The sequence below is a fragment of the Ruegeria sp. CI8 genome (assembly GCF_056536865.1).
In genome coordinates, this window is sequence record NZ_JBQFQL010000002.1 from 217,475 (window position 1) to 236,683 (window position 19,209).

At 64.4% G+C, this 19,209-nt stretch carries 19 protein-coding genes; 13 read left to right on the top strand and 6 right to left on the bottom strand.

Going from position 1 to position 19,209, the window contains the following annotated elements; translation table 11 throughout:
• Window positions 1-40: 40 nt before the first annotated feature.
• Window positions 41-2,254, top strand: a complete 2,214-nt coding sequence (locus ACR0DA_RS11670; RefSeq protein WP_480754111.1) for a response regulator — start codon at window positions 41-43, stop codon at window positions 2,252-2,254.
• A 9-nt stretch (window positions 2,255-2,263) separates the two neighbouring features.
• On the top strand, window positions 2,264-2,725 hold the full coding sequence (locus ACR0DA_RS11675; protein ID WP_480754113.1) for a VOC family protein: 462 nt from the start codon (window positions 2,264-2,266) through the stop codon (window positions 2,723-2,725).
• Here the strand turns inward: ACR0DA_RS11675 and yaaA are convergent.
• The 3 genes from yaaA to ACR0DA_RS11690 form a co-directional block, all read right to left on the bottom strand.
• Window positions 2,716-3,486, bottom strand: coding sequence for a peroxide stress protein YaaA (gene yaaA, locus ACR0DA_RS11680; protein ID WP_480754114.1), 771 nt, complete (start codon window positions 3,484-3,486; stop codon window positions 2,716-2,718). The genes ACR0DA_RS11675 and yaaA overlap by 10 nt on opposite strands.
• Before the next feature lie 34 nt (window positions 3,487-3,520).
• Window positions 3,521-5,560, bottom strand: a complete 2,040-nt coding sequence (recQ, locus tag ACR0DA_RS11685) for a DNA helicase RecQ (RefSeq protein ID WP_480754116.1) — start codon at window positions 5,558-5,560, stop codon at window positions 3,521-3,523.
• Between the two features lie 76 nt (window positions 5,561-5,636).
• Window positions 5,637-5,924: a YggT family protein gene (locus ACR0DA_RS11690; protein ID WP_005980077.1), complete on the bottom strand. Its 288-nt coding sequence runs from the start codon at window positions 5,922-5,924 to the stop codon at window positions 5,637-5,639.
• A 131-nt stretch (window positions 5,925-6,055) separates the two neighbouring features.
• Here ACR0DA_RS11690 and ACR0DA_RS11695 point away from each other — a divergent pair, with 131 nt between their 5' ends.
• From ACR0DA_RS11695 to smpB, 10 genes are all read left to right on the top strand, one after another.
• Window positions 6,056-7,423 (top strand): MFS transporter, encoded by a 1,368-nt coding sequence (locus ACR0DA_RS11695; protein ID WP_480754118.1) that lies wholly within the window; start codon window positions 6,056-6,058, stop codon window positions 7,421-7,423.
• Window positions 7,420-8,283, top strand: coding sequence for a penicillin-insensitive murein endopeptidase (gene mepA / locus ACR0DA_RS11700; protein ID WP_170439045.1), 864 nt, complete (start codon window positions 7,420-7,422; stop codon window positions 8,281-8,283). The genes ACR0DA_RS11695 and mepA overlap by 4 nt, the downstream gene beginning before the upstream one ends.
• Entirely contained in the window at window positions 8,256-9,140 is an 885-nt protein-coding gene (locus ACR0DA_RS11705; protein ID WP_480754120.1) for an esterase-like activity of phytase family protein, read from the top strand. The genes mepA and ACR0DA_RS11705 overlap by 28 nt, the downstream gene beginning before the upstream one ends.
• 91 nt (window positions 9,141-9,231) lie before the next feature.
• The gene (locus ACR0DA_RS11710; protein ID WP_480754121.1) at window positions 9,232-9,879 is read left to right on the top strand and encodes a queuosine precursor transporter; all 648 of its coding nucleotides are present in this window, start codon (window positions 9,232-9,234) and stop codon (window positions 9,877-9,879) included.
• A 264-nt stretch (window positions 9,880-10,143) separates the two neighbouring features.
• Window positions 10,144-10,563, top strand: a complete 420-nt coding sequence (arfB, locus tag ACR0DA_RS11715) for an alternative ribosome rescue aminoacyl-tRNA hydrolase ArfB (RefSeq protein ID WP_005980088.1) — start codon at window positions 10,144-10,146, stop codon at window positions 10,561-10,563.
• Window positions 10,564-10,623: 60 nt separating this feature from the next.
• Window positions 10,624-11,370, top strand: a complete 747-nt coding sequence (locus ACR0DA_RS11720) for an SDR family oxidoreductase (protein ID WP_480754123.1) — start codon at window positions 10,624-10,626, stop codon at window positions 11,368-11,370.
• 82 nt (window positions 11,371-11,452) lie between these two features.
• Window positions 11,453-12,466, top strand: coding sequence for a P1 family peptidase (locus ACR0DA_RS11725; protein ID WP_480754124.1), 1,014 nt, complete (start codon window positions 11,453-11,455; stop codon window positions 12,464-12,466).
• Window positions 12,467-12,578: 112 nt separating this feature from the next.
• Complete coding sequence (locus tag ACR0DA_RS11730; RefSeq protein WP_480754126.1) at window positions 12,579-12,992, top strand: c-type cytochrome; 414 nt, start codon at window positions 12,579-12,581, stop codon at window positions 12,990-12,992.
• A gap of 188 nt (window positions 12,993-13,180) precedes the next feature.
• On the top strand, window positions 13,181-13,723 hold the full coding sequence (idi, locus tag ACR0DA_RS11735; protein WP_170600346.1) for an isopentenyl-diphosphate Delta-isomerase: 543 nt from the start codon (window positions 13,181-13,183) through the stop codon (window positions 13,721-13,723).
• Between the two features lie 47 nt (window positions 13,724-13,770).
• Window positions 13,771-14,253, top strand: coding sequence for an SsrA-binding protein SmpB (gene smpB / locus ACR0DA_RS11740; protein ID WP_170600344.1), 483 nt, complete (start codon window positions 13,771-13,773; stop codon window positions 14,251-14,253).
• Between the two features lie 28 nt (window positions 14,254-14,281).
• On the opposite strand, the gene glpK is transcribed toward smpB, so the two are convergent.
• From glpK to panB, 3 genes are all read right to left on the bottom strand, one after another.
• Entirely contained in the window at window positions 14,282-15,760 is a 1,479-nt protein-coding gene (gene glpK, locus ACR0DA_RS11745; RefSeq protein WP_170600342.1) for a glycerol kinase GlpK, read from the bottom strand.
• Window positions 15,761-15,833: 73 nt separating this feature from the next.
• On the bottom strand, window positions 15,834-16,685 hold the full coding sequence (panC, locus tag ACR0DA_RS11750) for a pantoate--beta-alanine ligase (protein ID WP_480754128.1): 852 nt from the start codon (window positions 16,683-16,685) through the stop codon (window positions 15,834-15,836).
• Entirely contained in the window at window positions 16,682-17,521 is an 840-nt protein-coding gene (gene panB, locus ACR0DA_RS11755) for a 3-methyl-2-oxobutanoate hydroxymethyltransferase (RefSeq protein WP_480754130.1), read from the bottom strand. Before panB ends, panC begins: the two co-directional genes overlap by 4 nt.
• A gap of 171 nt (window positions 17,522-17,692) precedes the next feature.
• On the opposite strand from panB, the gene ACR0DA_RS11760 reads away from it, so the two are divergent.
• Window positions 17,693-19,180: an ABC transporter substrate-binding protein gene (locus ACR0DA_RS11760; protein ID WP_480754132.1), complete on the top strand. Its 1,488-nt coding sequence runs from the start codon at window positions 17,693-17,695 to the stop codon at window positions 19,178-19,180.
• The last annotated feature ends 29 nt before the right edge of the window (window positions 19,181-19,209 follow it).

Below are 19,209 nucleotides of genomic sequence, written 5' to 3' on the forward strand. Positions count from 1 at the left end.
CTGCGGGAATGCTGATCCCGAACCGACCGGGAAGATGACCATGAGTCTTGCAGAGAAACTGGCACAGGAACGGCGGGCGCGTCTGGCCGCCGAACGCTTGCTTGCACTCAAGCAGAGTGAACTGTCCGAGGCCAATCGCAAGCTGGGCGAATATGCGATGACCCTGACCAAACGTATCGGCGAGACCGAGGCCGAGGTCGAATCCGTGCGTGGCGAGAATGAAAAGGTCAAATCGGACCTGACCGTTGCAAATGCCAAGATCGAAGTGGCCGAACGCCGCCTCTGGCACTCGATCCAAACGATCCAGGACGGTTTCGCCTTCTTCGACGGCAGTGATCGGTTGATCAGCGCAAATACGGCCTATCTGAGCGTGTTCGAAGGACTGGACGAGGTCGCGCCCGGGATTTCCTATACCCGCATTCTTGATCTGCTGACCACCGAGGGCATCATCGATATCGGGTCGGAACCGACCGAGGCGTGGAAAACCCGCATGATGCGCCGCTGGACCCGGATCAACCCGCCGCCCGAAGTGATCCAGCTGTGGAATGGGCAATATATCAAGCTGATCGACCAGCGCGGGCAGGGCGGCGATGTGGTCAGTCTGGCCCTGAACATCACGGCCTCGGTCCAGCATGAGGCGCAACTGCAGGCCGCGCGCGAAAAGGCCGAGGCCGCCAACCGGGCCAAGTCGGCTTTCCTTGCCAATATGAGCCATGAGATCCGGACCCCGATGAACGGCATCGTCGGGATGACCGACCTGCTGTCGGAAACCCCTCTGAATGAGGAGCAGAGGCTTTATGTCGAGACGATCCGCAATTCGGGGGACGCGCTGCTGGTCATCATCAATGACGTTCTGGACTATTCCAAGATCGAAGCGGACAAGCTTGTGCTGCATCCGGAGGATTTCGATCTTGAGCGTTGCATCCTCGAAATTGCGATGCTGCTGCAGCCCACGGTGCGCGACAAGGGGCTGACCTTGCTGGTCGACTATGACCTGTTCCTGCCGACGCTGTTCGTGGGCGATCCGGGCCGGGTGCGTCAGGTGCTGACCAATCTGGTGGGCAACGCGGTCAAATTCACCGCCCAAGGCCATGTTCTGATCCGGGTCACCGGAGTACCGCATGCCGATCAGAAGACCTGCGACATCCACATTGCGATCGAAGACACCGGAATCGGCATCGATGCGGACAAGATCGAGCACATATTTGGCGAGTTCAATCAGGTTGAAAACGAAAAGACCCGCGCCTTTGACGGCACTGGCCTTGGTCTGGCCATCACCAAACGCCTGATTACCTTGATGGGTGGCGCGATCTGGGTCGAGAGCGAGGCCAGCAAGGGGTCGTGCTTTGGGTTCCGGATCACGCTGCCCACCGCCGAAGGCCCTCAACCGGCTCCGCCTGCCTTGGTGGACAGGCTGAAACATGTCCTCGTGGTCGAGGATCTGGCGGTCAATCGGGCCATTCTGAACAAGCAGCTGCGGCGTTTGGGGGCCGAGGTGACGGTTTGCGCCACAGGCACCGAAGCGCTGAGGGCGGTGGAAGCGTCGATCGACCTGATCCTTTGCGATCACGATCTGCCTGACATGGACGGGCTGGATTTGGCGGAAACTCTGCGCAAGCGAGGCTGGTCCGACGTTCCGATTGTGCTGATGTCCGCAAACCCGGCCATGGTGCACGCCGATCCGAACCATCGGCTGATACAAGGGGTGGTTCAGAAACCGATCCCACGGGCCGAGCTGTTCTCGCGGCTTCAGGCGCTGGGCGCCGCTGTGTTGCCTGCGCCTGTTTCCCCGCCCTGCCGCGCGGAGCCGGCCCAATCGTCCGGCGGAAACACGAAGCTGCGCAAGATGCGGGTTCTGGCGGCCGAGGACAATCGCACCAACCAGTTGATCCTGAGCAAGATGACCAAGGATCTGAACATAGACCTCAAGCTGGTGGCCAACGGGCTTGAGGCTGTCGAAGCCTTTGCGGAATGCGCGCCGGACCTGATTCTTATGGACATCTCGATGCCCAAGATGGACGGAAAGCAGGCCACGGGTGAGATCCGTAGACGCGAAATCGGCACAGGGCAGCATGTGCCGATCGTGGCGCTGACCGCTCATGCCTTGGCGGGTGACGAGCACAGCATCCTAGCGGCCGGGCTGGATCACTACCTGACGAAACCGCTTCAGAAGAAGTTGATTTGCGAGATGATCCAGTCCAACTGCCCGACGGATGCGCAACCCGTCATTGTCGCGCCGGCCGGTGCGGTCTAGGCTGGCGCTATGTCACAGGAACGAGGTTTTCGCCCCCGCGCTTTGGGTGAAATAGCAATACGCTGCGCCGACATGGCAGCCATGGTTGATTTCTATGAAAACGTCATCGGGCTGACCCGCCTGCATGGCGGCCATGACAGCGCCATCACATTCTTTCAGATTGCGGAAGGGTTCGAAGGACACACACAAGTTCTGGCGCTGTTTCACCATGGGGCGGCGGCGCGGCCGGGTTTGCACCCCACCGGCGCCGACAGACCCATGACCGGGGCGCAATCGTCGTTGCACCATATCGCCTTGTCTCTTCCTTTTGCGGAACAAGAGGCCGTCATGCGCTGGTATGATCAAATCGGCCAGCCCTATCGCGTCGAACGGTTCGGCTGGATCGGTTGGCGCGGCGTATTCACCACGGACCCCGAGGGCAACACGGTCGAACTGGTGGCGTATGATGCCTCGATGCTGGATCAGGCCTGATAGGGGCGCACGAATACCGGTTTGTCCGGTTCCGACAAATCAGACCGGTATACATAGCCGCCGGTGTCGAAATCCCGCAGGCCCGCAGGGTCGGTCTGCCGGTGCTGGATGATGTACCGCGCCATTGAGCCGCGGGCCTTTTTGGCAAAGAAGCTGACAATCTTTGGCGTGCCGTCCTTGTCCTCCATGAAGACAGGGGTGATGACCCGCAGTTTCAGCGCCTTGGGGGCCACCGCGCCGAAATACTCCTGGCTGGCGCAGTTCACCAGCGTCTCGGTGCCGATCTCCTCGGCCTGCGCATTCAGCGCCTTGCTCAGCTGGTCGCGCCAATAGTCGTACAAGGACGTGCCGCGTCGGGTCTTCAGCCGGCTGCCCATTTCCAGCCGATAGGGCTGAATGGCGTCCAAGGGGCGCAGCAGGCCGTAAAGCCCCGACAGGATGCGCAGATGGTCCTGCGCCCAGGCCAGTTCCTCGGCGTCCAGCGACGCCGCCTCGAGCCCCTGATAGGTGTCGCCGGCAAAGGCCAGCGCGGCCGGACGGGTGGCTTCGGGCGGCGGGGTATCGGCAAAGGCGCGGAAACGGTCGCGGTTCAGCCGGGCCAGATCGTCGCTGAGGCTCATAAGCCTTTTCAGCTCCCCCAGCGTCAGGTTGCGCGCGGTTTTCGCCAGCCGGATCGCATCGTCCTGAAAATCGGGCTGGGTCGGTGCCACGTCCCGCTCTGCCCAGTCCAGCCGTTTGGCCGGAGAGATCACCACCAGCATGTCTGCCCCCTTGTTCGTGCCTGCCCGCCGATACCTAGCCCGCTGCGCGCAGCACGTCCAGAAAGGCGGCCGCGAAACGTTCGGCGCGGCGGTCGCCCAGCACCTGTTCCAGAGTGCGCGCGTCGTCCGGGCGCATCTGCGCCACCTTGGCCAGTTGCGAAGCCGAGCAGCTGAGTGGTTTGTCGATCCCGTCCGGGCCTCGGGCCAACTGCGCCTGCACCTCGAGCAGACGGTCATAGATATTTCCCTGCTCACGCCCGGCCAGCTTGCGGCGCGCCGGGTGGACCGCCTGCGCCTCGCCCGCGACCACTTCAAGGAAGGTGTCGCCGTAGCGGTCCAGCTTTTTCGCGCCAACACCGCCGATCCGGGCCATCTCGTCCAGGGTCATGGGGCGTTGTTCCGCCATCTCGATCAGCGTGCGGTCGGGGAAGATGACATAGGCGGGCACGCGGGCGGCCTCGGCCAGCGCGCGGCGCTTGGCCTTGAGCGCCGACAGCAGGGGCGCGTCTTCTTCCGAGACCATCATCTTGACCGCGGGCCGCCGGGTGGCCTTGCGCAGCGTGTCCTTGCGCAGGGTGATCTGCGCCTCGCCCTTCAGGATCGGCTTGGCGGCCTCGGTCATGCGCAGGGCACCGTGGCGTTCGGGGTCGGGGCGGACAAGGTCGTGGCCCATCATCTGCCGAAAGATCGCCTGCCATTGCGGGCGCGACCAGTCCTTGCCGATGCCGTAGGTGGGCAGCGCGTCATGCCGCCGCGCGCGGATCTTGTCGGTTTCGTTGCCCATGAGGATGTCGATCAGGTGGCCCGAGCCGAACCATTCCTCGGTGCGCAGGATCGCCGACAGAGCCATGCGCACGGGCGTGGTGCCGTCGAACAGCTCGGGCGGGCTGTCGCACAGATCGCATTTGCCGCAGGGCTCGGCCTGTTCCCCGAAATAGCCCAGCAGAGTCTGGCGGCGGCAATGCAGCGCCTCGGCCAGACCCAGCAGCGCGTTCAGGCGGGCGTGGTCGGCGGCGCGGCGTTCGGGCGGGGCGAGCCCCTCGTCGATCTGGCTGCGGCGCAGGCGGATGTCGTCGGGGCCGAACAGGGTCAGGGTCTCGGCCGGCCCACCGTCGCGTCCGGCGCGGCCGATTTCCTGGTAATAGGCCTCGATCGATTTCGGCAGGTCCGCATGGGCGACCCAGCGGATGTCAGGCTTGTCGATGCCCATGCCGAAGGCCACGGTGGCCACCACGATCAGCCCGTCCTCGCGCGCGAAACGGGTTTCGACGATGCGGCGGTCCTCGGCCTCCATCCCGCCGTGGTAGTGGCAGGCGCTGTGACCCTGTTCGCGCAGGGCCTGCGCCAGCACTTCGGTCTTGTTGCGGGTGCCGCAATAGACGATGCCCGACTGGCCCCGGCGGGCGTCGGCGAAATCCAGGATCTGCTTGCGCGGGCTGTCCTTGGCGGCAAAGGCCAGGTGGATGTTCGGGCGATCAAAGCCGCGCAGGAACTTGCGCGGGGGCGTGCCGTCGAACAGTTTCTCGACGATCTCGTCCTGGGTTTCCGCATCCGCCGTGGCGGTGAAGGCGGCCAAGGGCACGTTCAGCGCGCGCCGCAGCTCTCCGATCCGCAGATAGTCGGGGCGGAAATCATGGCCCCACTGGCTGACGCAATGCGCCTCGTCCACGGCGATCAGGCTGACATTGATCCGCCGCAGCATCCCCAGCGCCGACCCGGCGGCCAGCCGCTCGGGCGCCATATACAGCAGTTTCAGCCGCCCGGCTTCGAGCGCCTCCCACACGGCGTCGGTTTCCTCGGGCGTGTTGCCCGAGGTCAGCGCACCGGCCTCGACCCCGGCCTCTTGCAACCCCCGCACCTGGTCGCGCATCAGGGCGATCAGCGGCGAAATCACCACCGTGACCCCGTCGCGCAGCAGGGCAGGCAGTTGGAAACACAGGGATTTGCCGCCCCCGGTGGGCATGATGGCCAGCACGTTCTCGCCGGCGGTCACGGCATCGACGATCTCTTCCTGCCCGGGGCGGAAGTCATCGAATCCAAAGACATCTCGCAGCAGAGGCGCGGCGTCGAACATGTGCGGGGGTGCCCTGTTTCAAGATTTGACTGCTCTTGAACGGACAATCACACAGTCGGAATCGGGGAACAAGAGGTCAGTAGAAATAGACCGCGTTGTTGATAAGGATGATCCGCAGCGCATAGACCCCGATCAGCACCACCAGAGGCGTCAGGTCCAGACCGCCCATGTTGGGCAGAATGCGGCGGATCGGGCCGTATATCGGCTCGAGCAGGCGGTTCAGGCCGTACCAGATCTGGGCGACCAGCTGTTGATGCAGGTTCAGGACCTGGAAGTTGATCAGCCAGCTCATGATCACATGGGCCAGGATGATGAACCAGACGATGTCCAGGATCAGCAGCAGGATTTGGATCAGCGACAGCATGGGCACCTCGTTTTCCGTACGGCCTGAGACCTAAGTGCCCAAGCGGCAATAGGCAAGCCCGCAGTCACAGAACGCTTGCGAAATGGCCCAAAGGCCCGTCTTATGAAATCAAAAGCAGGCAAGGGGCAGAGATGGCAGAGATTTCCAAGCGCAGGCGCATCTGGGGCTGGTGGTTTTTCGACTGGGCCAGCCAGCCGTATCACACCCTGTTGGTGACCTTTGTCTTTGGCCCGTATTTCGCCGGTGTTGCGGCTGAATATTACGCAACCGCCGGGATGGATGCCGAAGCTGCCGCCGCGCAGGCGCAGACGGTCTGGGCCAACTGCCTGACGATCACCGGTCTGATCATCGCTTTCGGCGCGCCGCTCTTGGGGGCGATGGCCGATGTCTCGGGGCGGCGCATCCCGTGGATCTTTGCCTTTTCGGTGATGTATGCCGTGGGCTCCGCGGCGCTGTGGTTCACGCTGCCGGACGGGTCGAACATGTGGCTGATGCTGTCGGCCTTCGGTCTGGGCTTCGTGGGGGCCGAATACGCGCTGATCTTCATCAACTCGCAACTGCCCGATCTCGGCGATGACAACGAAGTGGGCGAGATCTCGGGCTCGGGCTTTGCCTTCGGCTATTTCGGCGGGCTGATTTCCCTGGCGATCATGCTGGCGCTGTTCGTCGAGCAGCCCAACGGCAAGACGCTGATCGGGATGGAGCCGCTGTTCGGGCTGGACGCCGGCGCGCGGGAAGGCACGCGTTTCGTGGGGCCGTTCACCGCCGGGTGGTTCATCCTGTTCATGGCCCCGTATTTCCTGTGGGTGCGCGACGATCCCGCAGCCGACAAGAAAGGCAGCGTATCCGAGGCGCTACGCCTGCTGGGCAAATCCGTGGCCGCCTTGCGGCACCGGGTCAGTCTTGCCAGCTATCTGGGGTCATCGATGTTCTACCGGGATGCGCTGAATGGGCTGTACAGTTTCGGCGGCGTCTATGCGCGGCTGGTGCTGGAATGGGACCTGATCAAGATCGGCGTCTTCGGCATCATCAGCGTGCTGGCTTCGGCGGTCTTCGCCTGGATCGGCGGCAAGCTGGACCGGAAATTCGGCCCCAAGCCAGTGATCCTGACTGCGATCTGGGTTTTGATCCTGGTCTGCACCACCATCGTGTCGATGGACCGGACGCAGATCTTCGGCATCGCCCTGCCCCAAGGCTCGGGCCTGCCGGACATTGTATTCTTTGGCTGCGGCATCCTGATCGGCGGGATGGGCGGCATCCTGCAATCGGCCAGCCGGTCGTTGATGGTGCGCCACACCGATCCGGCCGCCCCGGTCGAGAGCTTTGGCCTCTATGGTCTGTCGGGCCGCGCCACCGCTTTTGCGGCGCCTTTGATGATCGGAATTGCAACAACCGCGACCGGCAGCGCGCGGTTGGGGGTGTCTCCGATCGTCGGGTTGTTTATTCTGGGATTGTTCCTAATGCGCTGGGTCAAACCGGAAGGGGATCAGAGCAGATGATTTCATTACGTTTTTTGGTGTTTTTGGCAGGAATTGCGCTTGCCGGGGCGGCTGGGGCCCAACCGCTGGCCAAGCAGTTGTTCGGGGCTCAGAAGGACAGTTCGCAACAAAAGCCGGCCGCTTTCGGCAGTTATTCGCGCGGATGCGCCGCCGGATCGGTGCAACTGCCCGAGACCGGACCCACCTGGCAGGCGATGCGTCTGTCGCGCAACCGCAACTGGGGCCATCCGCAAGCCATCGACTTCGTTCAAGACCTCAGCCGTTTTGCGGCAAAGCAACCGGGATGGAACGGGCTTTACATCGGGGATATCAGCCAGCCGCGGGGCGGGCCTATGACCTCGGGCCACCGCAGCCACCAGTTGGGCCTGGACATCGACATCTGGATGCTGCCCGGTGACAACATGCGCCTGTCGCGCAAGGCGCGCGAGAACATCTCGTCCATCTCCTTGCGGCGCGCGAACGGCGCCTATGTGAACGGCAACTGGACGAAACAGCACCACGCCATCCTGCGCGAGGCGGCAAAGGACAAACGCGTGGCCCGCATCTTCGTGTTTCCGGGCGCCAAGGTGCAGATGTGCAAGGAAGAGAAGGGCAACCGTGCCTATCTGCGCAAGATCCGGCCCTGGTGGGGGCATCATTATCACTTCCACGTCCGGCTGAACTGCCCGCGCGGCTCGCGCGGGTGCGTTAATCAGGATCCGCCGCCCAAGGGTGACGGCTGCGCCGAGGCCGAACAGTGGGTGCGCAACATCCTGAACCCGCCGCCGCCCGACCCCAACGCGCCGCCTCCGAAGAAACGGCGCGAATATGTTCTGGCGGATCTGCCCCAGCAATGCGCCGCCGTCTTGCAGTCCAACTGATCGCGAGCCTGTTTCTGGCCGGCTCCGCCTGGGCGGTCGAAGTCAAATCGGCCGAATATCTGGGCGGCTTTGCATGGCGCGCCGGCCATGACTGGTTCGGCGGGTTTTCCGCCATCCATGTCTCGGATGACGGGCGGCGCGCATGGGTGCTGAGCGACCGCTCCACCCTGGCATCGGTCCGCATCGACCGGGATGGCGATGAGATTGTCGGCATCCGTATTGTTGGCCACTGGCCGGTTCTGTCCAGCCGGGGACGGATCATGCCCGGCAGCTCGGGTGACTCCGAGGGGCTGGCGCTGGCGCCGGATGGCAGCTTCTTCATTTCGTTCGAAGGCGTGCATCGCGTGGCCCGTTATGCCGCGCCCGGTGCCCATGCGCAGGTGCTGCCGCGCCCCAAGGCCTTTGACGCGCTCGACCAGAATGGTTCGTTCGAGGGGCTGGCCATCGACGCGCAGGGCCGCCTGTACACTTTGCCCGAGAAAAGCCGCACGGCAAATGGCGACATTCCGGTCTATCGCTGGAACGGGCGCGCCTGGTCCACGCCCTTCGTCCTGGCGCAGTGGGACGGTTTTCTGCCCGTAGCGGCCGATTTCGGCCCGGACGGGCGGTTCTACATGCTGGAACGCGCGGTCTCGCTGACCGGGTTCCGGTCGCGTCTGCGTCGGTGGCAGATCGAGGGTGATACTCCTGCGGCCGAGGAAATCCTGTTCCAGACCGGAACCGGAACCCATGACAACCTCGAGGGGCTGTCGGTCTGGCGCGACGGGCAGGGGCGGTTGCGGGCCACGATGATCTCGGACGACAACTTTCTGGCGCTGCAGCGTACCGAACTGGTCGAGTATCTGCTGCCGGATTGACACGGGCCGATACCGGGTCTAGAAGCGCGGCTTGCCTTGGGACGGTCCCTTGGCCAAGTCGCCGCTACCTTGTCAAAACGGGCATCAGAACATGCAACGCAACTTTATCCCCGGCATTCTTGCCATGGCCGCCATCGTCGTGGTCTCGAACATCCTGGTCCAGTTCCTGATCTTTGATGGGCTGTTGACCTGGGGTGCCTTCACCTACCCGCTGGCCTTTCTGGTCACCGACATCATGAACCGCGTCTATGGCGTGGGCCCGGCCCGCAAGGTCGTCTTCGCGGGCTTCGTCACCGGCGTGATCTGCTCGCTGATCGGCAGCCAGATCATGCTGCAGGGCGACGGCTTCACCTACGCCGCCGTGCCGCTGCGCATCGCCGTGGCTTCGGGAACGGCGTTCCTGATCGCGCAGCTGACCGACGTCACCGTGTTCAACGTCATGCGTGAAGGCCGCTGGTGGCGCGCGCCGCTGGTATCCACCCTGGTCGGATCGGCGCTGGATACCGCGATCTTCTTCACCATCGCCTTCTCGGCCTCGGTGACCTTCTTCGGCGCCGGTGCGGATGCGGCCATCAACTGGGCGTGGGAGCCTGTGCCCTTCATGCTGTCGGGCCCCGAGGCGCCCCTGTGGGTGACGCTGGCCTTTGCCGACTGGCTGGTGAAGCTGTCGCTGGCCTTGGTCGCACTGATCCCCTTCAAGGTGATCGTTGCGCGATTGACCGCTGCACAGCCTGCGTAAAAAAAGTGCTTTGAGAATGGCGCATCTTGTGTCACGCTTCTTTTCAACCGCAACAGATAGAAAAGGAGGTGATCCAGTGTCGAGAAAGAGATTGGAGAGAGGTGTCGGAACAACCGGGGGGACCGCCTGCTAGGGCAGCCCTTGGCGGAGCGCGCGCTCCGGCTGGTCGATTGATCTAACCGACCCGACCTCCTGAACTTTCGAAGGGCCGTCCCGCCGGGGCGGCCCTTTCTGTTTCCGGGTGGCGCCTGTAAGGTCGCGCCCATGTTGCGCATCACCGACGATATCACCCTGCACGATTGGGAAATGACCGAGAGCTTCATCCGCGCTTCGGGTCCCGGCGGGCAGAACGTGAACAAGGTCTCGACCGCGGTCGAGCTGCGCTTCGAGGCGGCGCGCTCGCCCTCGCTGCCCGATCCGGTCAAGGCGCGGCTGAAACGGCTGGCCGGGCGGCGCTGGACCAAGGATGGTGCAATCATCATCCAATGCGACGAAACCCGCAGCCAGGCCCGTAACCGCGAGATCGCCCGCGCCCGTCTGGCCGAGCTGATCGGCAAGGCGCTGGTCAAACCCAAGCGGCGGATCGCGACGAAACCCACCTATGGCTCGGTCAAGCGCCGGCTGGCGGCGAAAAAGGCCCGGTCCGACGTCAAGGCGCTGCGCGGCAAGGTGGCGGAAGATTGATCTGGCATCTTTCCCTGCCGTTGCTAGTCTGACCGCGACAGGCGGCAGGGAGGCAAGGCTATGAGGCTGGAGGGAAAAACCGCAATCGTGACCGGTGGCGCATCCGGGTTCGGGACCGGGATCGTACAGAAATTCCTGTCCGAGGGCGCACGGGTGATGATCGCCGACATCAACGGGGATGCCGCGCGTCACATGGCGGCGACGCTGGGCCCTCTGGCCGACCACTGCCAGGTGGATGTCTCCGACGGCGACTCGGTCCAGGCGATGGCGGATGCGGCGCTGAGACTTTACGGCCATCTGGACATTTTGGTGAACAATGCCGGTGTGACCCACCTGCCGACGCCGCTGGAGGAGGTCAGCGAAGAAGACTTCGACCGCGTCTATCGCGTGAACATGAAGTCGGTCTTTCTGACTGCGCGGGCGCTGGTGCCACATATGAAATCGCGCGGGGCGGGGGCGATCCTGAACGTCGCCTCGACCGCCGGATTGTCGCCGCGCCCGAATCTGAACTGGTACAACGCCTCCAAGGGCTGGATGATCACCGCGACCAAGACGATGGCGGTCGAACTGGCCCCCTCCGGTGTCCGCGTGAACGCGATCTGCCCGGTAGCGGGGGAAACGCCCCTGCTGAAATCCTTCATGGGCGAGGACACGCCCGAAATTCGCGCCAAATTCCTGTCGACCATCCCGTTGGGCCGGTTCTCGACCCCGCAGGACATGGGCAACGCCGCCTGTTTCCTATGCTCGGACGAGGCCAGCATGATCACCGGTGCCGCGCTTGAGGTGGACGGGGGCCGCTGTATCTGAACACCCCTTCATCTGGCCCGAAATATCCCCGCCGGAGGCAGCGCGCACCAGCGCGCTTTCCCGCAGTAAAGGACAAATCCGCATGACCCCCGGACCCAGAAACCTGATCACCGACGTACCCGGCCTGCTGGTGGGCAACGCTCAGGGCGCGGCTCTGAAATCCGGTGTCACCGTCCTGACCGGAGATCAGCCCCTGCGGGCCTCGGTACATGTGATGGGGGGCGCCCCGGGCACGCGTGAGACCGATCTGCTGGCCGCCGACAAAACCGTCGACCGGGTGGATGCGATCGTGCTTTCAGGTGGTTCGGCATTCGGGCTGGATGCCTGTTCGGGCGTGATGGACGCGCTGCATGCACAGGGACGCGGGTTTCAGGTGGGGTCAGCCGTGGTGCCGATCGTACCCGGGGCGATTCTGTTCGACCTGCTGAACGGCGGCGACAAGGCGTGGGGTGAAAACCCGTACCGCGCCTTGGGCCGGGCCGCATTCGACGCCGCGGCGGAGACGTTCGATCTGGGCAGCGCCGGGGCCGGAACCGGCGCGCTGACGGCCATGTGCAAGGGTGGGCTGGGCTCCGCCTCGGCGGTGTTGCCGGGCGGCGTGACAGTGGGTGCGCTGGTTGCGGCCAACCCGCTGGGCAGCGTCACCACCCCGGGCGACCGGCATTTCTGGGCCGCCCCGTTCGAGATCGGAGCCGAGATCGGCGGGCTGGGGCCGGATGCGGCGTCCGGACTGGGGGACCCCGTGCCCAGCCGCAAGGCCCGGGCGATGGGCCACCCCCCGCCCGACAAGGCCAACACGACCATCGCCATCGTCGCCACCGATGCCGCCCTGACCAAACCGCAATGCCAGCGCATGGCGGTGGCCGCCCATGACGGGATCGCCCGCGCCGTCCTGCCTGCCCACACGCCGGGTGATGGTGACCTGGTGTTCGGCGTCAGCACGGGGCGGATCCCTTCGGCCGAGGCCGATCTGGTCCTGCTGGGCCACGCCGCGGCTCTGTGCCTGACCCGTGCCATCGCACGCGCGGTCTACCATGCGAAACCGGCGCCGGGCGACCTGTTGCCGTGCTGGTCAGATCTGCAAAATACGCCTTGAAAATATAACTTTTCGGCTGCGTCAGGTCGCCGCCGCGCGTCAAATTGCGCATTGACTCTGCGCGCGTTTGATACTGGTTAAGGGGCAGCCAATTCATATCGGAGCAACGCCAATGAAACGTATCATCGCGACTGCCATCGTCGGCCTGCTGGCTGTGCCGGCCCTGGCCGAAGGCGACGCCGAAGCCGGTGCCAAGACCTTCAACAAGTGCAAGTCCTGCCACATGATTGCAACGCCCGACGGCGAAGCCATCGTCAAGGGCGGCAAAACCGGGCCGAACCTCTACGGCATTGCAGGACGTACCGCCGGCACCGAGGAAGGCTTCAAGTATGGTGACAGCCTGGCTGCGGCCGGCGAAAAAGGTCTGGTCTGGGACGAAGAAAGCTTTGTCGCCTATGTTCAGGACCCCAAGGCGTTCCTGAAAGACTACCTGGGTGAAACCTCTGCCAAGTCGAAGATGACCTTCAAGCTGAAGAAGGGTGGCGAGGACGTCTTTGCCTATCTGCAGAGCGTTTCGGCCGAATAAGCCGCACTTGCCAAAAAATCGGAACAAGTACAAAAGGCCGCAGCCCTGCGGCCTTTCGTGCGCTTGATTGAAGCGTCGATCATCGCCAGTTTTGTCGCAGACCAAAAAACACTGCGCCCAACCCGCCAGCGCATCGCGCCCAGTCGCCGATGCCGCCAGATCGACGCAGTCACATCAGGAGAGGACAGATGGGAATCATGATCCCGGCTTGGGTTCATGGCGAGCTGACACCCGTGGACAAGCTGGAAGCCCACGAAAAGGGGCTCAAGCACAAGGCGGTCTCGGTCTTCGTCGTGCGGGGCACCGAGATTCTGATGCAGCGCCGCGCGCTGGGCAAATATCACACGCCCGGCCTGTGGGCGAATACCTGCTGCACCCATCCCGACTGGGACGAAAACTCCTCGGACTGCGCCGTGCGCCGCCTGCGCGAGGAGTTGGGCATCACCGGGCTGTATCCTGAATACCGGCACCGGCTGGAATATCATGCGGATGTCGGCAACGGGATGGTCGAGAACGAGGTCGTGGACGTGTTCCTGGCGCACGTACGCGGCCCCCTGAAGATCGAACCCAACCCGGACGAGGTGATGGAGATCCGCTGGATCGACTACCACGATCTGCTGGCCGAAGTGCACCGCCACCCCGAACGGTTCACCCCGTGGCTGAAGATCTACCTGCACAACCACGCCGACACGATCTTTGGCCCCGACCTGATCATCTCGGCCAAATCCTGACGCGCCCATCTTGCAAGGGCTGACGAAGCCGCATACATCACGGCGTCATGGCCAAGCAGAAGCAGAAGACAGACCCCAACTACAAGGTGATCGCCGAAAATCGGCGGGCCCGCTTCGATTACGCGATCGAAGAGGATCTCGAGTGCGGCATCGTGCTGGAAGGGTCCGAGGTCAAGTCTCTGCGCGCGGGCGGGGCGAACATCGCCGAAAGCTATGCCGCGGTCGAGGATGGCGAACTGTGGCTGATCAACAGCTACATCGCGCCCTACGAGCAGGCCAAGGCGTTCAAGCACGAAGAGCGCCGCCGGCGCAAGCTGCTGGTGTCCCGCAAAGAGCTGTCGAACCTGTGGAACGCCACGCAGCGCAAGGGCATGACACTGGTGCCTTTGGTTCTGTATTTCAACCACAAGGGTCGGGCCAAGCTGAAGATCGGCATCGCCAAGGGCAAGAAAATCCACGACAAGCGCGAAACCCAGGCCAAGCGCGACTGGTCGCGCCAGAAACAACGCCTGCTGAAGGATCACAGCTGACCCGGGCAGCACCGCGGGTCAGACTGAATCAGAACGCCATGGTGGCCTGCACCGCCCGTTTCCAGCGCTCATAGGCCGCCTCGCGGTCAGCCTCGGGCAGGATCGGTTCGAACCGTTGGTCCAGCGCCCAGGTGTCGGCAAATCCGGCCTGATCGGGATAGACCCCGGCCTTCATCCCCGCCAGCCAGGCCGCGCCCAGCGCCGTGGTTTCCTGCATCACCGGCCGGTCGACCGGCGCGCCCAGAATGTCCGACAGACCCTGCATCGCCCAGTCGGACGCGCTCATCCCGCCATCGACCCGCAGAATTACGTCCGCGTCGGCGCCCCAGTCGCCCTGCATCGCGTGCCACAGGTCGCGGGTCTGGAAGGCGATGCTTTCCAACGTGGCCCGCGCGATCTCGGCCCGGCCCGAGTTGCGGGTCAGACCGAACATGGCGCCGCGGCAGTCGGGCTTCCAATAGGGCGCGCCCAGCCCGGTGAAGGCGGGCACCAGCACCACATGCTGGTTGGGGTCGGCCTGCGCCGCCAGTTCGCCGCTTTGAGGGGCCGAGTCGATGATCTTGAGCGCGTCGCGCAGCCACTGCACCGCCGCGCCCGCGATGAAGATCGAGCCTTCCAGCGCATAGGTCCGCTGACCGTCCAACTGATATGCGATGGTGGTCAGCAGGCGGTTTTTCGACTCCACCGGCTGCGTGCCGGTGTTCAACAGTGCGAAGCAGCCCGTGCCATAGGTGGATTTCATCATGCCCGGCTGGAAACAGGCCTGCCCGATCGTGGCGGCCTGCTGGTCGCCGGCCACGCCCAGAATCGGGATCATCCCGCCGAACAGGCCGGTCTGGCCGAAATCGGCCGCGCAGTCGCGCACCTCGGGCAGCATCGACAGCGGCACGTCCAGCAGATCGCAGATCTCGGCGCTCCAGTTGCCCCTGTGGATGTCGAACAGCAGGGTGCGCGCGGCGTTGGTGGCGTCGGTGGCGTGGACACGGCCCTCGGTCAGGCGCCAGATCAGGAAACTGTCGATGGTGCCGAACAGCAGCTCGCCCGCCTCGGCCCGGTCGCGCGCGCCGGGTACGGTGTCCAGTATCCACTTGACCTTGGTACCCGAGAAATACGGGTCGAGCAGCAGGCCGGTCTGGGCGGTCACGTCATCCTCGCAGCCCGCGTCGCGGAACCGCTGGCAGATTTCGGCGGTGCGGCGGTCCTGCCAGACGATCGCGTTGTGGATGGCCTTGCCGGTCGTCTTGTCCCAGACCACGGTGGTTTCGCGCTGGTTGGTGATGCCGATCCCGGCGATCTGGTCGGGCGAGGCACCGACCTCGTTTATCACCTGCCGGCAGACGTTCAGGACGCTGTCCCAGATTTCCTCGGGGTCGTGCTCGACCCAGCCTTCCTGTGGGAAATACTGGGTGAATTCCTGCTGTGCGGTGCCCACGCGCTGCATCTGCGCGTCGAACAGGATCGCGCGCGAGGACGTGGTGCCCTGATCGATTGCCAGAATAAAGGTCATGCCCGTGTTCCCCCCCGGTCGTCATTTTCAGGGGACATTAGGCGATTGGTCGGGGCCGTTCCAGACCCCAGTTTCAGGCCACAGGCACGTCGATATTGTCGATCAGGCGCACGCCTTCCAGCCAGGCGGTGGCGAACAGGCGCGCGGGGCGGGTGGCGGCGGTCAGCGGCGCAAGCGTTTCGGCGCAGCGCAGGTCGATATATTCCACTTCGGAAAAGCCCGCCGCCAGCAGCGTGTCGCGGGCCGGCCCCACCAGATCCGCGAATGCGGCCCCCTGCGCCAGTTGCCCGGCCATGTTCTGCATCACCGCTTGCATCCGAGCCCCGGTCGCCAGCCCCTGGTCCGACAGACGCAGATTGCGCGAGGACATCGCCAGCCCCGAGGGCTCGCGCACGGTGGGGCAGCCGATCACCTCTATCGGGATGTCCAAATCACGGGCCATGCGGTGGACGACCATCAACTGCTGATAGTCCTTTTCGCCGAAATAGGCTCTGTCTGCCTGGGTCTGCAGGAACAGTTTCGCCACGACGGTCGCCACGCCGTCGAAATGTCCGGGGCGGAATTCGCCCTCCATCACGTCGGTCAGGCCGGCGACGGACACGGTGGTGGCGAACCCGTCCGGATAGATCTGGTCCCGGTCGGGGACATAGATCGCATCAACCCCCAGCGGTGCCAGCTTGGCCGCGTCGTCCTGCTCGGTGCGGGGGTACTTGGCCAGGTCCTCGGGGTTGTTGAACTGCTTGGGATTGACGAAGATTGTCACGATCACCCGGTCGCATTCGGCCCGCGCCGCCTGTGCCAGCGACAGGTGCCCTTGATGCAGCGCGCCCATGGTAGGCACCACGCCGATGGTCTGGCCCGCCCGACGCCAGGCCTGGGTCTTGGCGCGCAGATCAGACAGGGAGCGCAGGATGGGCGCGGTCATGCCTTGCCCCCCTTGGCAGGGGCCTGGTCGGCAAACACATGCTCGGCCGCGGGGAAGGTGCGGGCGCGCACCTCGGCGGCGTATTCGGCGATGGCGGCCTCGGCCAGCGGGCCCAGATCGGCATAGCGTTTGACGAATTTCGGTTTGAAGGCGGTGAAAAAGCCCAGCATGTCATCGACCACCAGGATCTGACCGTCACAGCCCGCCGAGGCGCCGATGCCGATGGTGGGGATGGGCACCTCGGCGGTGATCCGGTCGGCCAGACCCTGCGGAACCTTCTCGAGCACGACCGAAAACGCCCCGGCCTCGGCCACGGCGCGGGCGTCGGCCAGCACCGCATCGGCCTGTTCGTCGCGGCCCTGCACCTTATAGCCGCCCAGCGTGTTGATCGATTGCGGCGTCAGACCCACATGCGCCATCACCGGGATGCCGCGCTTGACCAGAAAGCGGATCGTCTCGGCCATCTCGACCCCGCCCTCCAGCTTGACCGCGCCGGCGCCGGTCTCGGCCATCAGCCGGGCCGCGTTGCGGAAGGCCTGCGCGGGGCTTTCCTCATAGCTGGCAAAGGGCATGTCGATGACCATCATCGCCGTCTCCAGCCCGCGCGCCACGGCCTGCCCGTGCAAGATCATCATCTCCATCGTCACGCCCAGGGTCGAGCTCAGCCCATGCAGCACCATGCCGACACTGTCGCCCACCAGGACGAAGTCGCAATGGGGGTCCATCAGCCGGGCCATCGGCGTTGTATAGGCGGTCAGGCTGACCAGCGGATCGCCCCCTTTGCGGGCGCGGATATCCTCGGCATTCGGGGCTTTCTTGCGGGCGGTGGCGCTCATGCTCGCTCCTCGCGGGGTTCATGTTGCAGCGCGGCATAGCAGATCGGCAGGGGCCAGAGAAACCCCGGTTGCGCGAACATTTCCTTGAATGACCCAAGGTTTGCAGGGACATTGTTTCCGTCAGGGCCGCGTCAGCCGCCGCCCATCCGCACATTCTGGGAGGGAATTTACATGACCAAGCCGTTCTTTCGCACCTTTGCCGGCGCCATGGCGCTGGGCGTGGGGCTGATCGCCTCGCAGGCCATGGCCCGGTCGGACATCACCATCGCCATGCAGCTGGAACCGCCGCATCTGGACCCGACCAGCGCCGCCGCGCAAGCCATCGATTCGGTCGTCTACACCAACGTGTTCGAAGGGCTGACCCGGTTCATGGGCGATGGCTCGGTCGTGCCCGGGCTGGCCGAAAGCTGGGAGATTTCCGAGGACGGCACCGTCTATACCTTTACGTTGCACGATGGCGTCACGTTCCACGATGGCACCACGATGGATGCCGAGGACGTGAAGTTCAGCCTCGACCGCGCCACCGCCGAGGACAGCGCCAATGCGCAGAAGGCCCTGTTCGCCGGGATCGAAACCGTCGAGGTCGTGGACCCGCTGACCGTCAGAATCACTCTGGCGGAACCCAACGGCAATTTCCTGTTCAACCTGGCCTGGGGCGACGCGGTGATCGTGGCACCCGAAAGCATCGAGGGCATCAAGACCAACCCGGTCGGCACCGGCGCCTACATGTTCGCCGAATGGGTCCAGGGCGACCGCATCACGTTGGAGCGCAACCCCGATTACTGGGGCGATCAACCCGCGCTGGAGAAGGCCACGTTCAAGTTCATCTCGGACCCCACCGCCGCCTTTGCCGCGATGATGGCCGAGGATGTGGACGTGTTCGACAATTTCCCCGCCCCCGAGAACCTGCCGCAATTCGAGGCCGACCCGCGGTTCCAGGTGCTTGTCGGCTCGACCGAGGGCGAGACCATTCTGGCGACCAACAACAAGAAGCCGCCCTTCGACGATGTGCGGGTGCGGCAGGCGCTGGCCCATGCGATCGACCGCCAGGCGATCATCGACGGCGCGATGTTCGGTTATGGCACGCCGATCGGCACGCATTTCGCGCCGCACAACCCGGCCTATGTCGATCTGACCGGCCAGTCCGCGCATGACCCGGACAAGGCCCGCGCCCTGCTGGCCGAGGCCGGGTTTGCTGACGGGTTCGAAACCACGCTGCACCTGCCGCCGCCCTCCTACGCCCGCCGCGGGGGCGAGATCGTGGCCGCGCAGCTGGCCGAGGTCGGGATCAAGGCCGAGATCATCAACGTGGAATGGGCGCAGTGGCTGGAAACCGTGTTCAAGGGCAAGGATTTCGCCCTGACCATCGTCAGCCATACCGAGCCGATGGACATCGGCATCTATGGCCGGCCGGATTACTACTTCCAATATGACAACCCGGACTTCCAGGCCCTGATGGCGACGCTGAACGCGACCACCGACCCCGATGAACGCACCCGCCTTATGGGTGAGGCGCAGCGCATGATCGCCGAGGATTACGTCAACGCCTATCTGTTCCAACTTGCCAAGCTGGGCGTGGCCAAGGCCGGGGTTCAGGGCCTGTGGGAAAACGCGCCCACGGCGGCCATCGACCTGACCGCGATCAGCTGGGCGGAATGAGCCTTACGGGTCCGCCCGGCGGGCCTGTT

Bases quoted from the DNA above. Each gene is read 5' to 3' on its own strand.
- panB (WP_480754130.1), bottom strand. From the start codon at position 17,521: ATGAGCGCCACCGCCCGCAAGAAAGCCCCGAATGCCGAGGATATCCGC.
- panC (WP_480754128.1), bottom strand. From the start codon at position 16,685: ATGACCGCGCCCATCCTGCGCTCCCTGTCTGATCTGCGCGCCAAGACC.
- idi (WP_170600346.1), top strand. From the start codon at position 13,181: ATGGGAATCATGATCCCGGCTTGGGTTCATGGCGAGCTGACACCCGTG.
- ACR0DA_RS11670 (WP_480754111.1), top strand. From the start codon at position 41: ATGAGTCTTGCAGAGAAACTGGCACAGGAACGGCGGGCGCGTCTGGCC.
- ACR0DA_RS11720 (WP_480754123.1), top strand. From the start codon at position 10,624: ATGAGGCTGGAGGGAAAAACCGCAATCGTGACCGGTGGCGCATCCGGG.
- ACR0DA_RS11695 (WP_480754118.1), top strand. From the start codon at position 6,056: ATGGCAGAGATTTCCAAGCGCAGGCGCATCTGGGGCTGGTGGTTTTTC.
- ACR0DA_RS11730 (WP_480754126.1), top strand. From the start codon at position 12,579: ATGAAACGTATCATCGCGACTGCCATCGTCGGCCTGCTGGCTGTGCCG.
- ACR0DA_RS11725 (WP_480754124.1), top strand. From the start codon at position 11,453: ATGACCCCCGGACCCAGAAACCTGATCACCGACGTACCCGGCCTGCTG.
- yaaA (WP_480754114.1), bottom strand. From the start codon at position 3,486: ATGCTGGTGGTGATCTCTCCGGCCAAACGGCTGGACTGGGCAGAGCGG.
- ACR0DA_RS11760 (WP_480754132.1), top strand. From the start codon at position 17,693: ATGACCAAGCCGTTCTTTCGCACCTTTGCCGGCGCCATGGCGCTGGGC.
- arfB (WP_005980088.1), top strand. From the start codon at position 10,144: ATGTTGCGCATCACCGACGATATCACCCTGCACGATTGGGAAATGACC.
- ACR0DA_RS11705 (WP_480754120.1), top strand. From the start codon at position 8,256: ATGCGCCGCCGTCTTGCAGTCCAACTGATCGCGAGCCTGTTTCTGGCC.
- recQ (WP_480754116.1), bottom strand. From the start codon at position 5,560: ATGTTCGACGCCGCGCCTCTGCTGCGAGATGTCTTTGGATTCGATGAC.
- smpB (WP_170600344.1), top strand. From the start codon at position 13,771: ATGGCCAAGCAGAAGCAGAAGACAGACCCCAACTACAAGGTGATCGCC.
- glpK (WP_170600342.1), bottom strand. From the start codon at position 15,760: ATGACCTTTATTCTGGCAATCGATCAGGGCACCACGTCCTCGCGCGCG.
- ACR0DA_RS11690 (WP_005980077.1), bottom strand. From the start codon at position 5,924: ATGCTGTCGCTGATCCAAATCCTGCTGCTGATCCTGGACATCGTCTGG.
- mepA (WP_170439045.1), top strand. From the start codon at position 7,420: ATGATTTCATTACGTTTTTTGGTGTTTTTGGCAGGAATTGCGCTTGCC.
- ACR0DA_RS11710 (WP_480754121.1), top strand. From the start codon at position 9,232: ATGCAACGCAACTTTATCCCCGGCATTCTTGCCATGGCCGCCATCGTC.
- ACR0DA_RS11675 (WP_480754113.1), top strand. From the start codon at position 2,264: ATGTCACAGGAACGAGGTTTTCGCCCCCGCGCTTTGGGTGAAATAGCA.